13 protein-coding genes are annotated in these 17,867 nt (G+C 74.7%); 10 read left to right on the top strand and 3 right to left on the bottom strand.

What is annotated here, in order from left to right; translation table 11 throughout:
• Positions 1 to 132 precede the first annotated feature (132 nt).
• Positions 133 to 1,962: a M14 family metallopeptidase gene (locus tag BMW85_RS52230; protein WP_091093568.1), complete on the bottom strand. Its 1,830-nt coding sequence runs from the start codon at positions 1,960 to 1,962 to the stop codon at positions 133 to 135.
• A 179-nt stretch (positions 1,963 to 2,141) separates the two neighbouring features.
• Here BMW85_RS52230 and BMW85_RS44245 point away from each other — a divergent pair, with 179 nt between their 5' ends.
• Positions 2,142 to 3,716 (top strand): CocE/NonD family hydrolase, encoded by a 1,575-nt coding sequence (locus BMW85_RS44245; RefSeq protein WP_091093566.1) that lies wholly within the window; start codon positions 2,142 to 2,144, stop codon positions 3,714 to 3,716.
• Between the two features lie 3 nt (positions 3,717 to 3,719).
• Here BMW85_RS44245 and BMW85_RS44240 read toward each other — a convergent pair whose 3' ends face one another.
• On the bottom strand, positions 3,720 to 6,845 hold the full coding sequence (locus BMW85_RS44240; protein ID WP_177241193.1) for an ATP-binding protein: 3,126 nt from the start codon (positions 6,843 to 6,845) through the stop codon (positions 3,720 to 3,722).
• A 64-nt stretch (positions 6,846 to 6,909) separates the two neighbouring features.
• Here BMW85_RS44240 and leuE point away from each other — a divergent pair, with 64 nt between their 5' ends.
• Both leuE and BMW85_RS44230 read left to right on the top strand, forming a co-directional pair.
• Complete coding sequence (gene leuE / locus BMW85_RS44235; RefSeq protein ID WP_091093563.1) at positions 6,910 to 7,584, top strand: leucine efflux protein LeuE; 675 nt, start codon at positions 6,910 to 6,912, stop codon at positions 7,582 to 7,584.
• A gap of 233 nt (positions 7,585 to 7,817) precedes the next feature.
• Positions 7,818 to 8,444 (top strand): VC0807 family protein, encoded by a 627-nt coding sequence (locus BMW85_RS44230; RefSeq protein ID WP_091093562.1) that lies wholly within the window; start codon positions 7,818 to 7,820, stop codon positions 8,442 to 8,444.
• 12 nt (positions 8,445 to 8,456) lie between these two features.
• Here the strand turns inward: BMW85_RS44230 and BMW85_RS44225 are convergent, their stop codons facing one another.
• A complete protein-coding gene (locus BMW85_RS44225) occupies positions 8,457 to 9,590 on the bottom strand; it encodes a sensor histidine kinase (RefSeq protein ID WP_218156203.1) in 1,134 nt (377 codons plus the stop codon).
• Positions 9,591 to 9,982: 392 nt separating this feature from the next.
• Here BMW85_RS44225 and BMW85_RS44220 point away from each other — a divergent pair, with 392 nt between their 5' ends.
• From BMW85_RS44220 to BMW85_RS44190, 7 genes are all read left to right on the top strand, one after another.
• Complete coding sequence (locus tag BMW85_RS44220) at positions 9,983 to 10,600, top strand: DedA family protein (RefSeq protein ID WP_091093560.1); 618 nt, start codon at positions 9,983 to 9,985, stop codon at positions 10,598 to 10,600.
• 37 nt (positions 10,601 to 10,637) lie between these two features.
• The gene (locus BMW85_RS44215) at positions 10,638 to 11,450 is read left to right on the top strand and encodes a DMT family transporter (protein WP_245775440.1); all 813 of its coding nucleotides are present in this window, start codon (positions 10,638 to 10,640) and stop codon (positions 11,448 to 11,450) included.
• 87 nt (positions 11,451 to 11,537) lie between these two features.
• The gene (locus tag BMW85_RS44210; RefSeq protein ID WP_091093559.1) at positions 11,538 to 12,749 is read left to right on the top strand and encodes a glycosyltransferase; all 1,212 of its coding nucleotides are present in this window, start codon (positions 11,538 to 11,540) and stop codon (positions 12,747 to 12,749) included.
• Positions 12,746 to 13,432, top strand: a complete 687-nt coding sequence (locus BMW85_RS44205; protein ID WP_091093558.1) for a DUF998 domain-containing protein — start codon at positions 12,746 to 12,748, stop codon at positions 13,430 to 13,432. Before BMW85_RS44210 ends, BMW85_RS44205 begins: the two co-directional genes overlap by 4 nt.
• A 78-nt stretch (positions 13,433 to 13,510) precedes the next feature.
• Complete coding sequence (locus BMW85_RS52225; RefSeq protein WP_177241192.1) at positions 13,511 to 14,266, top strand: cytochrome P450; 756 nt, start codon at positions 13,511 to 13,513, stop codon at positions 14,264 to 14,266.
• Entirely contained in the window at positions 14,263 to 15,009 is a 747-nt protein-coding gene (locus tag BMW85_RS44195; RefSeq protein WP_091093553.1) for an isocitrate lyase/PEP mutase family protein, read from the top strand. Before BMW85_RS52225 ends, BMW85_RS44195 begins: the two co-directional genes overlap by 4 nt.
• A 7-nt stretch (positions 15,010 to 15,016) precedes the next feature.
• Positions 15,017 to 17,842 (top strand): AfsR/SARP family transcriptional regulator, encoded by a 2,826-nt coding sequence (locus BMW85_RS44190; RefSeq protein ID WP_091093551.1) that lies wholly within the window; start codon positions 15,017 to 15,019, stop codon positions 17,840 to 17,842.
• Positions 17,843 to 17,867: the final 25 nt, after the last annotated feature.

The raw sequence follows: 17,867 nt of genomic DNA, 5'->3' as shown, positions 1-17,867 counted from the left end.
ATCGTAGCCTTGACACCTCGCCCTTACAAGACCCAAAAAGGGAAGGGTCCCTGCGCTCACTGCGGCCGAGCGGCGATCCACCTGGCCTGAGCTCCCGCCGTACGGGATCGTACGGCGGGAGGCGATGGCAGGTCAGGGTTGCTGGGTGATCCTGACGTCGTCGATGCCGGCCTCGACCAGGGAGGCGGTGCCGGCGTCCGCGGCGTCCACGACGATGCGGACGGTCTGGCCGGCGAAGGCGTTGAGGTTCGCGGTGGCCGTGGCCCACGCGCCGTTGCGGTTGGAGGCCGCGCCCGCCTGGTTGAGCACGGTCGAGGTCGTGCTGCCCACCACGCGGACCCGCAGGTAGTCGGCGCTGGAGGCGTTCGAGCCGTGCGCGAGGTACCACGACAGCGAGAGGCTGAGCGTGCCCGAGGCGGGCAGCGTGATCGGCGGGGACTGGATCGTGGTGACGCCGCCGTCCACGTCGTAGTCACCGGCGGCGCTGCCCGCGAGGCGGCCGGTCACCAGGTCGTTCGTGCCGCTGACCGTGGTGCCGAGCTGCTTGGCGCCCGAGGACGTGGTGTCCTGGGGGTCGCCCCGCTCCCACTGGCCGGAGGTGGCGGTGTCGGTGCCCGCCGGGTTGGCGGTCCAGCCGGTGGCGGTCTCGAACGTGTCGGACCAGACGGTCACCGGCGGCGTGCCGGTGCCGCAGTACTGGCTCTCCTTGCCGATGATCCGGTAGACGCAGTCGGAGTACTCGAGGAAGCGGAGCACGGCCTCCCGGTTGCGCGTGGTCTGCGGGACGATCTGCTCGTCGGGCGGGTAGAAGCCGGGGTTCGAGCCGGTCGGGTACATCTCGAACGTGAAGCTGAAGATCTTGTAGACGCCCCACAACCAGTCGTCGATCGTGCCGTCGGTGATGTAGAGGTCGCTGGCCTGCTGCGGGGTGTAGCTGTTGGTGGAGGCCATGTTCTGGCCGAGCGTGGCGTGTGCGTCGCGGTCGTCCTGGGTGAGGCCGGGCGCGGTGTTGTTCAGGGTGTAGCCGTACGGCCACAGCACCAGCTCGCTGTAGGTGTGCCAGTCGATGTGCGACTTGATCTGCTGGACGCCGCCGATGACGCGGCTGCGCACCCAGTCGGCCGTCGCCCGCACCTCGGGGGCGGACTCGGCGCTCGCGCCGCGGTAGGTCTCGCTGGAGGTCGTGCCGGAGGAGCCGCCGCAGCAGCCCCAGTTGTAGGCCCAGTTGCGGTTGAGGTCGGTGCCGACGGCCGAGGAGCCCGAGTTGGGCTGGCGGTTCTTGCGCCAGGAGCGGTAGCTGCCGGTGGCGATGTCGTACTCGCCGCCGTCGGGGTTGAGGTCCGGCATGATCCAGATCTCGCGGGTGTTGACCAGGTTCGTGATCCGGGAGTCGGTGCCGTAGTTGTCGGCGAGCAGGTGCATGATGTACAGCGCCATCTCCACCGTCAGGTGCTCACGGGCGTGCTGGTGCGCGGTGAACAGCACCTCGGGCTCGGCCTCGTCCGTGCCGACGTTGTCGCTGATCTTGACCAGGCGCAGGGCGCGGCCCTCGTACGAGGTCCCGTACGTCGACTGGCTGACGATGTTCGGGTGCGCCGCGACCAGGGCGTTGATCTCGGCGTTCATCTCGGCGTAGTTGTGGTACGCCGAGTCGGCGGCCGGGAAGTCGAACGTCCCGACGCCGGACGGCGGCGCCGGCCGCGGCACCTCCACGACCCGGTAGCCGAGCCGCCGGATGGCGGCCGCCTCCGCCGCGGTCGCCGTGACCAGCACGGAGCCGGTGGCCACCTCCTCGATGGCCGCGCCGGTGGCGGCGACGGCGCTGCGCTGCTGCGCGGTGGACGGCCCCTGCACGCGGTACTGCTTGTTGGGCGGTGGCTCGGCGGCCGCTCCCACGCCTGTCATGCCGGTGAGGCCGACAAGGCAGAGGGCGGCGAGCAGGATGACGATACGGCGTATCACCTGGTCCTCCTAGGGCGCTCGGGATGGGATGGTGCCGGCGCCTGAACCGAGAGTGAGGATCTACCGATCGTCCGGAAAGGCCCAAAGTTGCGGACATCCGGATCCCTGACAGGCGGCTGTCAGGACGGTGCCAGTGACGTCCGGAAGCGTGGCCGGCATCACGACCGGAAGGATCCTCGATGATCGAGACTACCGAGATCATGACCACGCGCGACGGAACCGAGCTCGTCGCCACCGCGTGGCGCCCCGCCCCGGACGGGCGCTTTCCCGTCCTGCTGTCGCGCACGCCGTACGGCCGGGCCGCCGACGGCCCCGGCTACCACCTGGACGTGCCGCGCCTGGTCGCCGCCGGGTACGCCGTCGTCTGCCAGGACGTGCGCGGCACCGGCGACTCGGGCGGCGAGCTGCGCTTCATCGCGGGCGAGGCGGCCGACGGGTACGACGCCGTCCGCTGGGCGGCAACCCGGCCCTGGTCGGACGGGAACGTCGGCATGTACGGGGACTCGTACCTCGCGATCACCCAGCTCCTCGCCGCCCAGGAGCGCCCGGAGGGGCTGCGGGCCATCGCGCCGCACGTCGCGCCGCTCGGGCTGTACGAGGTCGCCTACCAGCCGGGCGGCGTCCCCAATCTCAACGTCATCCTCACCGTCAGCGCGACGGTCCTGGCCGTCGGTGAGCTGGACCGGCGGATCGCGCGCGGCGCGGCGAGCCCGGCGGAAAAGGAGGCGTACCTGGCGGCGGTCCTGCGGCCCGGCGCGCTCGACGCGTTGATGGAGCGCCTGCCGCTGACGGACCAGCCGCTGCTCGCCGACCTCGTGCCGTTCTACGCCGCCTGGATGGCGGCCCCCGACCCGGCCGACCCGCTGTGGCGCGGCGGGGACGTCCGGCACGCCGCGATCGAGGTGCCCGCGCTGGTGAGCACCGGCTGGTACGACTACTTCCGTGACGCCTCGATCGAGCACTTCGAGCGGCTGGGCGGCGAGTCGCGGCTGATCGTCGGCCCGTGGTCGCACTTCAGCCACGACCGCGCCATCTGCGGGCGCGACTACGGCGACCAGGCCGGCCATGACGCGGTGGACTGGACCGGGGTGCACCTCGACTGGTTCGGCCACTGGCTGCGCGGGCGGCCGATGCGCGACCGGGCCCGGGTGAAGATCTTCGTGATGGGCGACGACGCCTGGCGGGAGGAGGCGGACTGGCCGCCGCGCCGGGCCGGGCGGACGACCTGGCACCTGGGCGCGGACGGCACGCTCGGCTCACCGCCGGGGGCCGGGCGGCTCGGCGAGTTCGTCGCCGACCCCGGCGACCCGGTGCCGACGGTGGGCGGGGCCGTCATGGTGTACGACGCCTACGGGCCGCTCGACCAGCGTCCGCTGGACGGCAGGGACGACGTGCTGCGCCACCGGAGCGAGCCCCTGACCGAGCGGGTCGAGATCAGCGGGCCCGTCGAGCTGGTCGCGCGGATCTCCTCGACCGCTCCCAGCGCCGACGTCACCGCCAAACTCATCGACGTGCACCCGTCCGGGCGGGCCGAGCTGCTGACCGACGGCGTCGTCCGGGTGACCGGCCTCACGCCGGGCGAGGTGCGCGAGGTCAGGGTGCCGCTCGGCGCGATCTCCAACGCCTTCCTGCCCGGGCACCGGATCAGGATCGACGTGGCCGGCTCCAACTTCCCCCGGTTCGCCCGCAACCCGGACAAGGGCACCACGACGCTGCACGCCCCGTCCTACGCGGTGCTGCCGGTCGTCCCGTAGCCCCTACGCGCCGGCCAGGGCGCTGATCTCCTCGCGGGACAGGCCCGCTCCCGTGGTGAAGTGGTGCCGGAAGCGCTCCTCGCCGAGCGCCTGCCGCGCCCGTGCCAGACCCTCGGCGGCCTCGGCCGGGTCGAGCTGGAGGCCGGCGCCGAGGTGGGGGTGGGCCGCCGACGACGCCCCGAACAGCACCGCCGCCTGCTCGGCGTCGCCCGCCGCGAGGGCGGCCAGCGCGAACCCCGACAGCACCTCCGCCAGCAGCGGCCGGTCCTGCCCGGCCGTGCCCAGCCTCTCCAGGGCCCGCCGGTGCCGGTCGAGCGCCTGGCCGAGGGCGCCGGCCCGGGTCAGCGCCCGGCCGTGGGCGGTGAGGAGCGAGACGGCGAACCGGCCGATCGGCGGGCTCTCGGCGAGCACTCCGTACAGGTCCTGGTAGCGGGCCAGGGCCGCGTCGAGGTCGCCGCGGCGCTCCGCGTCGGCGGCCTCGGCCATCCCGAGCCGCAGCCGGGTCAGCGGGGAGACGTCCCCGTCCACGGCGGCCCCCGCGCGGGCCAGATCCTCGCGCGCGCCGTCCAGGTCGCCGTTCCGCGCCCGCAGCTCGGCCAGCCGGACGAGCGTGGAGACCGCCTCCTCGGCGACCACCCACCGGCTGGTCAGCGACCGGGTCTCGGCGATCAGGTCGTCGGTGGGCACGCCCCGCGCGGCCCGCAGGGAGGCCAGGGCGAGCAGCGCCTCGGTGAGTCCCCACCGGTCGCCGACCTCGCGGAACCCGGCCACCGCCCGCTCCAGCGCCTCCTCGTCGCGCTCCATGCCGTGCACCATGAGCGCGGAGCTGGCCAGCCAGCGGTCCTCGCTCGCCACGTATGTCCGCGTCAGCTCCGCCGCGTGGCCGTCCCGCCCCGCGGCGGCGGCCGCGATGGCCCTGCTGATCCGGATCATCGGGTGCACCGGGCCCTCCCGCTCCGCCTGCTCCACCAGCTCGTCGAACCGGTCCGACAGCTCCCGCATCCGCTCCGGGTCGTCGGCCACCTCGGCGAACCTGCCGACGCCGGCGGCGAACAGGCAGCACAGGTAGGCGGCGGTCAGGCCGCGCGGCGGCGTGTCGCCGGCCAGCGCGGTCACCTGCGTGGCCCAGGCCACGCTCTCCTGGCGGTAGCCGCACATCCACCAGTACCAGGTGAGCGCGGCGCAGAGCCGGAGCGCCGTCCCGGTCTCGCCCGCGTCCACGGCCCAGCGCAGGGCGGCGGCGAAGTCGTCGCGCTCGGCCGCCAGCCGCTCGATCCAGTGGATCTGCGCGGCCGTGCGCAGCTCCGGCACCGCGCGCTCGGCCAGGTCGAGGAGGCAGGCGGCGTGCCGGCTCCGGAACTCCTCGGTCTCGCCGGCCTCGGCCAGCCGTTCGAGCGCGTAAGCGCGGATGGTCTCCAGCATCCGGTAGCGCCCGCCGACCCGCTCCACCAGCGACTTGTCCACCAGCGCGCCGAGCACCGCGCCGGCCTCGCGCCCGCAGACCGCCTCGACGGACTCCAGCGTGGCCCCGCCCGCGAACACCCCGAGCCGCGCGGCCAGCACCCGCTCCTCGGCCTCCAGCAGGTCCCAGCTCCAGCCGACGACGGCCCGGAGCGTCTGCTGACGCGGCAACGCCGTCCTGCTGCCGCCGGTGAGCAACCGGAACCGGTCGTCGAGGCGTTCGGCGAGCTGGGCGGCCGTCATGGAGCGCAACCGCGCGGCGGCCAGCTCGATGGCCAGAGGCAGGCCGTCCAGCCTGCGGCACAGCTGGGTCACGGCGGCCACGTTGCCGTCGTCCAGCGCGAACGCCGGCCGCGCCGCCACCGCCCGCTCCACCAGCAGCCGGACCGCCGGGTACGCCGCGGCCCGCTCCGGCGTGACCCCCTCGGGCGGGAGCTCCAGCGGCGGTACGGGGGCCAGATGCTCGCCCGGCACGCTCAGCGGCTCCCTGCTGGTGGCGAGGACGCGCAGCTGAGGGCAGGCGGCGAGCAGGCGTTCGACCAGGGAGGCGGCGGCGTCCAGCAGGTGCTCGCAGTTGTCCAGCACCAGCAGCGCCCGCCGCCCGCCGATCGCCTCCGCCACCCTCGCCAGGGCGTCGGCGGGGGCGGCCGGAGCGGTCATGTACGGCACGGGCCGGTCGTCCCGCAGGTCGAGGGCGTCGCAGACGACGCCGGGCACCTCGGCGGGATCGCTCACGGAGGCCAGCTCCACCATCCAGGAGCCGCCCGCACCCGTGGCCCCGTTCGCGCCCGCGCCCGCCAGCAACGCCGTCTCCAGGGCCAGCCTGGTCTTTCCCACCCCGCCCGGCCCGACGACGGTGACGATCCTCGCCCGCTCCAGCAGCGCGGCCAGCCGTTCCAGCTCCGCCTCCCGGCCGATGAGCCCGGTGCGCGCCGGCCGCACGTTCCCGGTCCGCAACCGGGAAGGCGCGGGCGAGGGGCCGCCGGTCAGCGCCGCCAGATGGGCGTCGCGCAGCTCGGCTCCCGGGTCCACGCCGAGCTCGTCCGCGAGCCGCCGCCGGACGCGCTCGTACAGCTCTAGCGCCTCGGCCTGCCGTCCCGTCGCGGCGAGCGCCCGTACGGCCAGCGCCCCGAGCCGTTCCCGCAGCGGATGGGCGGTCAGCTCCGCGCGCAGCTCCCCGGCGAGCCCGTCGGCGTCGCCGGCCGCCAGCAGCGTCTCGGCGCGCGCCTCCACCGCCCCTAGCCGCTCCTGCTCCAGCCCCTCCGCCACGTCCCGCAGGTAGGGCACCCCGGTGAGCCCCGCCAGCGCCTCTCCCCGCCAGAGCCGCAGCGCCTCCTCGCTCCCCTGGCGGCGCCCCGCCAGCCGCCGGAAACGCAGCGCGTCCACGTCGTCCTCGGAGACCGCCAGCAGGTATCCCCCGGGCCGGCTGCGCAGCACCTCCTCCGGCCTGAGCGCCACGCGTAACCGCCTGACCAGCGTCTGCAGCGCGTTGGCCGCGTTCGTGGGCGGGTCGTCGGGCCACAGCACGTCGATCAGCCGCTCGGCGGTGACCATCCGGCCCGCCTCCAGCGCCAGCACGGCCAGCAACGCCCGCAGCCGCAACCCGCCGACGGGGACCGGCCCCGCCTCGCCCTCGACCTCCATCGGCCCCAGGATGGATATCCGCACCTGTCCCATCCTGCTGCAAAAAGTCGGGCGGACGGAGAGGCCGGTCGGCGGTACCGTGAGAGGCGTGTTCTTCGGCATCACCGATTTCTGGGCCTACGTGATCGGCGCCTTCCTGATCATCCTGCTCCCCGGCCCCAACTCGATCTACGTTCTCAGCTTCGCCGCCCAGCACGGCGTGCGGCAAGGCTACCGAGCCGCCGCCGGCGTCTTCGTCGGCGACACCGTGCTGATGTTCCTGGCCGCCGCCGGCGCGGCCTCCCTGCTGCGCTCCAACGTCGTCCTGTTCACGGTCGTCAAGTACGCCGGCGCCGGCTACCTCGCCTGGATCGGCTTCCAGATGATCAGGGACGCCTGGCGTTCCTGGCGGGCGAAGGACACCGGGGCCGTCCCGGCGCAGGCGGCGGAGGAGGCCGTGGAGAAGGCCGTGGAGAGCCGGCCGCACCCGTTCCGCAAGGCTCTGACGATCAGCTTGCTCAACCCGAAGGCGATCCTGTTCTTCGTCTCGTTCTTCGTGGCGTTCGTGGATCCCGCCTATCCGGTGCCCGCGCTGTCGTTCCTGATCCTCGGCGCGGTGATCCAGGTCTTCAGCTTCCTCTACCTGACGTCGCTGATCTTCGGTGGCACGTTCCTCGCCGCCCAGTTCCGCCGCCACAAGCGGGTCAGCGCGGGGATGACCTCGTGCGTCGGCGCCGTCTTCCTGGGCTTCGGTGCGAAACTGGCCACCGCGTCATTGAGCTGAAAGCCCGGTTCAAGGACATGCTGGTTCGGTAGGTCACAGATGGAGCGTGGCGAAAGAGGCGGTCGCACCGCCGGGCCTCGGGTACGGTGGGCCACCGGCGTGCTTCCCGGGACGCCGGTGCGGTGCCCGCCTCGGTAAGTGCGAGCGGTCCATCACGGTAGCCCTGGGCCCTCGAAGCCCGGGTAGTCGCTGATCGTCGGCCTATCTGCGGAGCAGTCTTGAACCATCCGCCCGTGACCCTCCCCCGCCTCGGCGCCCTCGCCCGCGAGGCGGCGCCCAAGCTGCTCGAAGCCGTGGTCGCCCCGCTGGCGGTCTTCTACCTCGCCATGGTGGTCCTCGGGTTCAAGTGGGCGCTGATCGCCACCGTCGCCTGGGTCTACCTCGGTGTGGCCTGGCGGCTCGTCCGGCGGGTGAAGGTGCCCGCCACCATGTTCCTCGCGGCGTTCGCCATCACCGTGCGCGCCCTGGTGTCGTTCTGGACCGGCAGCTGGATGTGGTTCTTCATCCAGCCGGAGCTGGGCACGATCTGCATCAGCATGGCGTTCCTCGCCTCCGTACGGCTCAACCGGCCGCTCGTGCAGAAGCTCACGCTCGACTACATCCACCTGCCGTCGGCGGTGCTGAAACACGAGCGCATCCGCCGCTTCTTCGCCAGGATCACCCTGCTGTGGGCGTTCGTGCTGCTGATGAACTCCACGCTCAGCATCGCGCTGGCCGTCTACGAAAGCCTGGGCGGCTCGCTCGGCGCGTTCATGATCCTGCGCACCTCGGCGGTGGCCGTGATCAGCGGGCTGGCGATCGCGTTCTCGATCTGGGCGTTCAAGCGGGTGCTGCGCCGGCTGCACGTCGCGCACGCCTGAGCGCGCCGCCGTTCAGGGGAGCTCCACGACGAGCTCGTAGCCGCCGTCCACCGCTCCGGCAGTGAGCGTGCCGCCGGCCAGGCGGGCGCGTTCGGCGAGTCCCGCCAGCCCCATGCCGCCCGGCCTGGCGACCGGCCGGCCGCGCGCCGGGCCGTTGCGCACGCTCACCCGGCCGGGCCCGACCGAGACCCGCACGGCGGCCCCCGGCGCGTGCTTGGCCGCGTTGGTGAGCCCTTCCTGGACGACGGCCCCGGCCAGCGCGGGCGCCGGTTCGGCCACGTCGAGGTCGATGGCCATGCCGGAGTCCCTGGCCCGGCGGACCAGCTCGGTGACGTCCTCGTTCACGGGCGCCAGCGGCGCGGCGTCGGCGTCCTCTCGCAGCAGCCCGATGATCTGCCGCAGCCGCTCGGTGGCGTCACCGGCCGCCTCCCGCAGCTCCCCCGCCGCCCGCGCCTGCGCCGGGTCCAGGCCGGGGGCCAGCTCCAGCCCGGCGGCCCGGACCGCGATCAGGGCCAGGTCGTGGCCGAGCGAGTCGTGCATGTCCCGCGCGATCCTGGCCCGCTCGCGCAGCCGGGCCTGCGCCTCGGCCGAGAGCCTGGCCTGCCCCCGCTGCCGGATCACCAGCCGCCGCACCAGCCCCAGCAGGTACGGCACCAGATAGGTGCCCGCCAGCCCGGTCACCATCGACACCCACAGGGCGAGGTCGCCGCCCGCCCCGAGCACCACCGCCACGCCGACCGCCGTGATGAGGCCGAACGCGGCGACCGGCCGCCACGGCCCGGCCTCCCGCCGACCGGTCATGTACGCGTACCCCATGATGAACGGCGACGTCGGCACCAGCGGGAGGATCTTGACGCCGGTCCTGGGCAGCAGCCAGCTCAGATCCACGGTGGCGAACCCCTCGCTGAAGCGCCACGGGCCGAGCGGCAGCAGCAGCGCCAGGGCGGCGAGCGGCTGCCGGCGGCCCACCAGCACGGCCGCCGACGCCAGGACGAGCCTCGGCCCGGTCACCGTCCCGAACGCGGCCGGGTCCAGGAAGGGATCGGGCCCCATGGCGGCGACGAAGGCGCACAGCAACATCCAGAGCAGCAGGTCGACGACCACCTCGCGGCGGCTCTTCCTGCGGATCGGCCGCGGAAGTCTCACGTCGTCGAGCCTATGGGGGCCGGGCGGAGGCCCGCCCTCGTCCTCCGGCAGGAGGCGACCCTGACGAAAGTCAGGGTAGGGCGCGTGGCACCGTCCCGGTAGTGCTAGCCCCACCTCCGATTCGCCTACCTCCACTCCTGCGTCGGCCTGCGCGAACGGGTTGGATCGAAGGTGTCGGCCGGGGGCAGGCGGCACCGCCCCCGACGAAAGTCGGGGGCATCGGCTGCCGATCGGCCGATGTGCCGTGACCAGCGGAGTTTCTAGCTTCATGAGCTACCGGCCCTGACCCGATTAGGGGACGGGTCCGCGTTCGACCGGGGGCATCCCCGATGCCCCGGGACCCCGCGTAACGAGACGCTGTCCGTGTGCCGTGAAGATCGGAGTCAACGCCCATGTCACATGCCATCCTCGACCTGGTCCAACAGGTCATGTCGTCACCCTGGCTGTACGTGGCGCTGTTCGCCCTGGCCGTGCTCGACGGGTTCTTCCCCATCGTCCCGGCCGAGACGTCGGTGATCACCGCGGCGGTGTTCGCCGCGTCAGGGGAAACGAACCTCGCCCTGGTCATGGTGGTCGCGGCGCTCGGCGCGTTCGCGGGCGACCACGTGTCGTACCTGATCGGGCGCCTGTCCGGCGGGCGGCTGCGGGACAAGAAGGCGTTCGTCTGGGCGCGCGGCGCGCTGGAGGAGCGGGGCGGTCTGGTGCTGGTCGTGGCCAGGTACATCCCCGGCGGCCGGACGGCGACCACGCTCACCATGGGCGCGGTGCACCACCCGCTGCGCTCGTTCACCTTCTTCGACGCGATCGCGGCGAGCTCGTGGGCGGTCTACTCCGGGCTGATCGGGTTCTTCGGCGGGATGGCGTTCGAGAACGACCCGATCAAGGGCCTGCTGCTGGGCCTCGGCATCGCGGTGTCCGTCACGGCGGTGGTCGAGATCGTGCGGTGGGCGCGGAAGCGCCGCGCCATCCAGCCTTCCCCGGAAGTCCTTCCCGCGGACACGTCCGTTTGACCCTGCCGGGCGACCATCCGATTCGAGAGGAGTGCGCATGACTGTGCTGGCCGCGGCGATCGCCCTGGTCGGGTCGCTGTTCTTCGCGCTCGGCGCCGCCCTTCAGCAGTTCGAGGCCGCCGGCTCGGCGAAGCCGGGGCTCCTCGCCCTGCTGCGCCGGCCGCGCTGGCTGATCGGCGGCGCGTCCATTGTCGCGGGTGGCGGCCTGCACATCGTCGCGCTCGGGCTCGGCCCGCTCACCGTGGTGCAGCCGATGGGCGTGGCGAGCCTGCTGTTCGCCCTGCCTCTCGCCGCCGCGCTGCACGGCCGCCGGCCCACCCGCGAGGAGCTGGGCGCGGCGGCGGTCGTGGCGGCCGGGCTGGTCGGGCTCGTCCTGATGGTCCCTGAGTCGGAGGGGCCGACCCGGCTCGGCCCGGACGGCGTCCTCGTCCTGCTCGGCGTGGCCGGGATCGCGGCGGTGCTGCTGTGGGCCGGCGCGCGGGTCGCCTCCCCCGCCTGGCGGGCGGCGCTGCTGGCCACCAGCTCCGGCGTCCTGTACGGCGCCACCGCCACCCTCATGCGGGTGCTCGTCGACGGCGGCTGGAACTGGTGGTACCTCCTGGCCCTGCCGGTGCCCACGCTGCTCGCGCTGATGATGCTGCAGCGGGCCTACGCCGTCGGCCACTTCGGCGTGTCGTTCGCCTCGCTGCAGGTCGCCGACCCGCTGACGGCGGTCGCGTTCGGCGCGCTGCTGCTCGGCGAGCCGCTGCCCACGGGGGCCGCGCCGGTCGCCGCCGCCCTGCTGACCGCCGCCGGCACCGTCGCGCTGGCGCGTACCAGTCCGCTGGAGGCGCGCAACGACCTCGCCTGATCCCGCCCCCGTCCCCGGCTCGTCGTCCCCTGTTCCCCCTCCGGCCCTTCCCGGGCCGGGTTCCCTTGCGATTGTGGAGTCACCGTCATGGCCATGCCCCTGCACAGCGTCACCGACCGCGCCCGGCTCGCCCCCGCCCCCGAGCGCCCGCGCCGGGTGCTGATCTCGACCGACACCTACCCTCCCGACGTCAACGGCGCCGCCTACTTCACCCACCGCCTGGCCACCGGCCTCGCCGCGCGCGGCAACGAGGTGCACGTGGTCTGCCAGTCGGAGCACGGCCCGGCCAGCGCCGACGTCGTGGACGGCGTCATCGTGCACCGGCTGCGCTCGGCGCCGCTGCTGGTGCACCCGACGATGCGCGTCACCGTCCCGGCCCGGCTGGACCGGCTGGTCGCCGACATCAACCCGGACGTGCTGCACACGCAGGGCCACTTCGTGGTCGGCCGGGCCGCCATCGCCGCCGCCCGGCGCGCCGGCGTCCCCGTCGTGGCCACCAACCACTTCATGCCCGACAACCTCTTCCAGTTCGCCCACATCCCCGACCGGCTTCGGGCAGGGGCGGGCCGGCTGGCCTGGCGCGACTTCAGCCGCATCTTCAACCGGGCCGACCACGTCACCACGCCCACCCCGCTGGCCGCGCGGCTCCTCGCCGACCAGGGGTTCGCGCGGGAGGTGGAGCCGGTGTCCTGCGGCATCGACCTGAGCAGGTTCCACCCGCACGCCGAGCCCAAGGCGTGGGCGCGCAAGCTGTTCGGCCTGCCCGACCGGCCGACCGTGCTGTTCGTCGGCCGGCTGGACGAGGAGAAGCGGATCGACGAGCTGGTCCGGGCGCTGCCGCTCGTGCTCAACGAGACCGACGCCCAGGTGGCGCTGGTCGGCAAGGGCAACCAGCGGGCCGAGCTGGAGCGGCTGGCCGCCAGGATCGGGGTCGGCGACCGGGTGTTCTTCCTCGGCTTCGTCCCCGACGAGAACATGCCGCAGGCGTACGCCGCCGCCGACGTCTTCGCCATGCCCGGCATCGCCGAGCTGCAGAGCATCGCGACGCTGGAGGCGATGGCGACCGGCCTGCCCGTGGTGGCCGCCGACGCGATGGCGCTGCCGCACCTGGTGGTCTGCAACGGCCACCTGTTCCAGCCGGGCGACGTGGTCGAGCTGGCCCGCCACCTGACCCGCGTACTCGGTGACGACGAGCTGCGCGCCAGGTACGGCAGGGCCAGCAGGGAGCTCGCCCTCACCCACGACGACCAGGCGTCGCTGGCCCGGTTCGAGGCGATCTACGATGAGGTCGCGCGATGATCCCACGGTGGAGCCTGTGGGCGACGGCCGGTGGCACGGCCGCGTCGGCGGCGGCGCTCACCTGGGCCGAGCTCACCCTGCCGGGCCAGCCGCTGATCAGCGACTACGCGCTGGTCGCGGGCGGGCTGGTGCCGGTGCTCGTCGGGATGCTGGCGCTCGCGGGGGCGTGCCTCAGCCTGGCGTACGGGCTGACCGTGGCCGACCCGGCGCGCACCGCGGCCACCCGGGTGCTGCTGCTGGCCGGGGCCGCCGGGCTGATGCTGAGCGCGGTCTTCCCCACCGATGCCGGCACCTCCCAGGTCGGTACGCTCGCCGGGGAGATCCACCGCTGGTCGGCCGCCGTGGTGTTCACCGCGCTGCCGGTCGCCGGCTGGACGTTCGCGAGGGGGCGGGCGGGGGCCGCCCTCTGGAACGCGGTGCGGGCGATGAGCGTGGCCTCGGGGCTGACGCTGGCGGCCTACCTGGCCGCGCATCCGGCCACCGTCACCTCGCCGCTGATCAACGGGGTCGCCTACTACGGGCCGATGGAGCGGGCCGTGGTGCTGGCCGAGATGGTGCTCCTCGTGACGATGGCGGTGGCCGCGACCGGCCGCCGGCTCGCCGCGCGCGCCACGGCCACGCCCGCCACCGCCATGCCCGCCAAGAGCGCGCCCGCCGAGGACGCGCCCGGGCTCGCCGCTTGAGGACGCGCCCGGGCCAGCCGCCTGAGTGCGGGCATGCTTCGGCCGCCGCCGAAAGATCGTGCTCCTAGCGTGGACCGCATGCACATCACCCGTCACGCCGAAGCCCTGGCGGTCCTCGCCGACCCCCGGTACGTGCCGCCGCCCGTGCGCCAGGACGCCCCCGAGGGGACGCTGGCCTGGCTGCGCGCCCACGTCTCGCGGTTCAGCGCCGGCGCGGAGCACGCCGAACGCCGCCGCCGCGTCGTCGAGCGGCTGGCCGCCCTGGACCCCGTACGACTGCGCGCCGCCGCCAGGACCGCGACCCTGGAGCGGCCCGGCGACTGGCGGGGCGTGCCCACGCGGGTGCTCGGGGCCGCGCTCGGCGTCGCCGACACCGCACCGGTCGCCGCCGCGGCGGCCGGATACCTGTCGGGCGAGGAGAGCCCGCAGGCGGACGCCGCCGTCGCCGCCCTGCTGGACCGGGCCGACCTGCCGGCCGTCACCCTGCTGCTCCAGGCGCACGCCGCCACCGAGGCGCTGATCGCGGGCGCCCTGCCGCGGCTCGCCGGCCACGACGACGTGGAGGCGGTGCTGCGCGAGACGCTGCGGCACGATCCGCCGCTCAAGGTCACCCGCAGGCTGGACCTCCACAGCGGCGAGGAGGTGACCCTCGACCTGGTGGCCGCCAACCGCGACCCGGACGTCTTCCCCGATCCCGGCCGGTTCGACCCGGCGCGCGGCGAGGCGCCGCATCTGACGTTCGGCGCCGGGGTGCGGCCCTGTCCGGCGCCCGCGTACGCGCTCGCGCTGGCCGCCGGCGTGCTGGAGGGGCTGCGGGAGGGTGAGCGCCCGTGAGCTTCCGCGACCTGCACCGCCCCGGCGAGCCGTTCCTGCTGCCGAACGCGTGGGACTACGGCTCGGCCGCCGCCCTGGCCGCGCTGGGCTTCCCGGCGATCGGCACCACGAGCCTCGGCGTGGCGGCCGTGCACGGCAGGCCGGACGCGGCCGGCGTCACCCGCGCCGAGACCGTCGAGCTGGCCGAGACGATCAGTGGCCTCGGCGTGCTCGTCACCGTGGACATCGAGGGCGGCTTCAGCGACGACCCGGCCGAGGTGTCGGACCTGGTGGCTGGCCTGGCCGCGCTGGGCGTGGCGGGCGTGAACATCGAGGACGGCCGGCCGGACGGGACCCTGCGCCCGATCGGGCTGCACCAGGAGATCATCGGGGCGGCCAAGGGGCACGGCGTGTTCGTCAACGCCCGTACCGACACCTGCTGGCTGCGGACGGGTGACACGCTGGAGCGGGTGCGGGCGTACGCGCACGCCGACGGCGTCTTCGTGCCCGGCCTGACAGGACTGGACACGATCGCCGAGGTGGCGGCGGCCACTCCGCTGCCGCTCAACGTGCTCCTCCAGCCGGACGGCCCCACGATGGCCGAGCTCGCCGCGGCCGGGGTGGCCCGGGTGAGCACGGGCTCGCTGCTCTACCGGGCCGCGCTCCAGGGGGCGCTGGCGGCGGCGCTCGCCGCCGAGGGCAGGCCCGCGCCCCGCGTCCCGACGTACGCGGAGACGGCCGCGCTGCTGCCGGAATCTGGATAATCGAGGCATGCGCTTCCAGATCCTGGGGCCCGCCACGGTGCTGGACGAGGACGGCGAGCCCGTCGCGCTCGGCGGCCCCCGGGTGCGGGCGTTGCTCACGCTGCTGGCCCTGGACGCGGGCCGCGTCGTCGCCGCGGACCGGCTCGCCGCCGGCCTGTACGGCCCCGAGCCGCCCGAGGGCGTGGCCAACGCGCTGCAGTCCCAGGTGTCCCGGCTGCGCCGGGCGCTCGGCAGGGATCTGGTCGAGTTCCATCCGGCGGGCTACCGGCTGGCGGCCGAGCCGTCCGACGTGGACGCCCACCGTTTCGAGCGGCTGGCCGCGGCCGGCCGTCAGGCTCTCGTGGCCGGCGATCCCGGCCGGGCCGCCGGGCTGCTGCGCGAGGCGCTGGAGCTGTGGCGGGGCGTGCCGCTGGCCGACGCCCCGCATGCGGAGGGCGCGGCGAGCGCGCTGGAGGAGCTGCGCCTCGCCGCGACGGAGGACCGGGTGCAGGCCGATCTGGACCTCGGCCGGCACCGGGAGCTCGCCGCCGAGCTGCGCGGCCTCGTCGCCGCCCATCCGCTGCGCGAGCGGCCGCGCGCCCAGCTCATGCGGGCGCTCTACGGCAGTGGCCGCCAGGCGGAGGCGCTGACCGTCTACGACGAGGCCAGGAGGATCCTCGACGAGGAGCTGGGCGTCGCGCCCGGCCCCGAGCTGGCCGCCGCGCACCTGGCCGTGCTGCGGGCCGATCCCGCGCTCGGCGCGCCCGCGCCCGCCCCCCCGCAGCGGCTGGGGTTGCCGGCGCAGCTCACCAGCTTCGTCGGCCGGGATCAGGAGCTGGCCCAGGTGAGCGCGCGGCTGCGGGCCGGCCGGCTGGTCACGCTGATCGGGCCGGGCGGGGCGGGCAAGACGCGGCTCGCGGTCGAGGCGTCCGGACAGGAGCCGCAGGATGTCTGCTTCGTTTCGCTCGCCCCGGTCACCGAGGGCGCGGACGTGCCCGCCGCGGTGCTGGCCGCGCTCGGCGTCCGCGACGCCCTGCGCCCCGCCGCCGACCGGCCGGTGGATCCGCTCACCCGCCTCGCGACCGCGCTCGCCGGGCGCGAGCTGCTGCTCGTGCTGGACAACTGCGAGCACCTGGTCGAGGCGACCGCCGAGCTGACCGATCTGCTGCTGGCCTCCTGCCCCGGCCTGCGGGTGCTGGTCACCGGGCGGGAGGCGCTGGGCATCACCGGCGAGTCGATCCTCCCGGTCGCGCCGCTGCGGCTGCCGCCGCCCGAGGCCGTCGATCCGCTGGACTATCCGGCGGTGCGGCTGTTCGCCGACCGGGCCGGCGCGGTGGCCCCCGGTTTCGCCGTGGACGCGGTCAACGCCGCGCACGTCGTACGGATCTGCCGGGCGCTCGACGGGCTGCCGCTGGCGATCGAGCTGGCCGCGGCGCGGCTGCGCACGATGTCGGTGGCGGACGTGGCGGCGCGGCTGGACGACCGGTTCCGGCTGCTGGCCCGCGGCAGCCGTACGGCGCTGCCCCGCCACCAGACGCTGCGCGCGGTCGTGGCCTGGAGCTGGGACCTGCTGGACGCCGACGAGCAGCGCATGGCCCGGCGCTTCAGCGTGTTCGTGGGCGGGGCGCGCCCCGAGACGGCCGAGCGGGTGTGCGGGCTGCCGGAGGAGGTGCTGTTCTCTCTGGCGGAGAAGTCGCTGGTCGAGCGGGTCGGCGGGCGCTACCGGATGCTGGCGACGATCCAGGCGTTCTGCGCGGAGCGGCTGGCCGAGTCCGGCGAGGTGGCGGCGGCCCGCGACGCCCACGCCGCCTGCTACCTGGACCTCGTGCTCGCCGCCGACGACCGGCTGCGCACCCGCGAGCAGCTGGAGTGGCTGGCCCGCCTCGACGAGGAGAGCGACGACGTCAACGCCGCCCTGCGCTGGGCCATCGAGACCGGCCAGGTCGGGACGGCGCTGCGGCTGCTCGCGCACTGCGCCTGCTACTGGTGGATGCGCGGGCACCGCGTCACCAGCGCCGACCTCGCGGCCACGCTGCTGCTCAAGCTCGGCACGGCCGTCCCCGAAGGGCTGGAGGAGGAGTACGTCACGTGCGCGATCGTCACCGCCTGGCGCGGCGAGGTCGGCGACGAGGTGCGCGACCTGCTCACCCACTCGCGCACGCTGCTGCCCTGGGACCACGTGCCGCGCCGGGTGGAGTTCCTCATGATGCTGCTGTCGATGTTCAACGGGCCGCGCGGCGACTTCGAGGAGGCCTATCTCGGCGTCCAGCGCACCATGGCCGGGCTCGCGCCCTGGCCGCGGGCGCTGGCGTACGCGGGGGCGGCCTTCGTGCTGCAGGTGCTCGGCCGGGTGGAGGAGGCGGCGGGCCACTTCCACGAGAGCCTGGCCAGGTTCAGGGCGATCGGCGAGCACTGGGGCACGGTGCTGGTGCTGTCCGGGCTCGGCACGCTCCACCAGGAGCAGGGGGACCACGCGACGGCGTACGCGCTGGCGGACGAGTCACTGGCGACCGCCCGCGAGCTGAAGGCCACGACGGAGATCGCCGAGTCGTTGTGCCGGCGCGGCGACGCGCTGCAGGGCCTGGGCCGGCCTGAGGAGGCGCGGGCCGACTACCTGCCGGCCGCCGAGCTGGCCGGCCGCAACGGCTCGGTCGAGATCCTGGCCTGGGCGCTGCTCGGGCTCGCCGAGGTGGCGCTGCGCGGCGGCGCCCCCGAGGAGGCGCGTGTCCTGCTGCTGCGGGCCCGCGCGGAATGCCCGGACGACTGGTACAGCACGGCCGAGACCCGCGCCCGCATCGCGGCGGCGCTGACCGAGATCGGCGACCAGGTCGGCGGGGCGGTCAGCGACCGGTAGGCCCGCGGTCAGGGGCTCCCGTCAC

It is taken from the genome of Nonomuraea wenchangensis (assembly GCF_900111685.1).
Taxonomy (GTDB): domain Bacteria; phylum Actinomycetota; class Actinomycetes; order Streptosporangiales; family Streptosporangiaceae; genus Nonomuraea; species Nonomuraea wenchangensis.
Note: the sequence above shows the minus strand (reverse complement) of the source record. Positions and strands in the feature narration are given on the sequence as shown.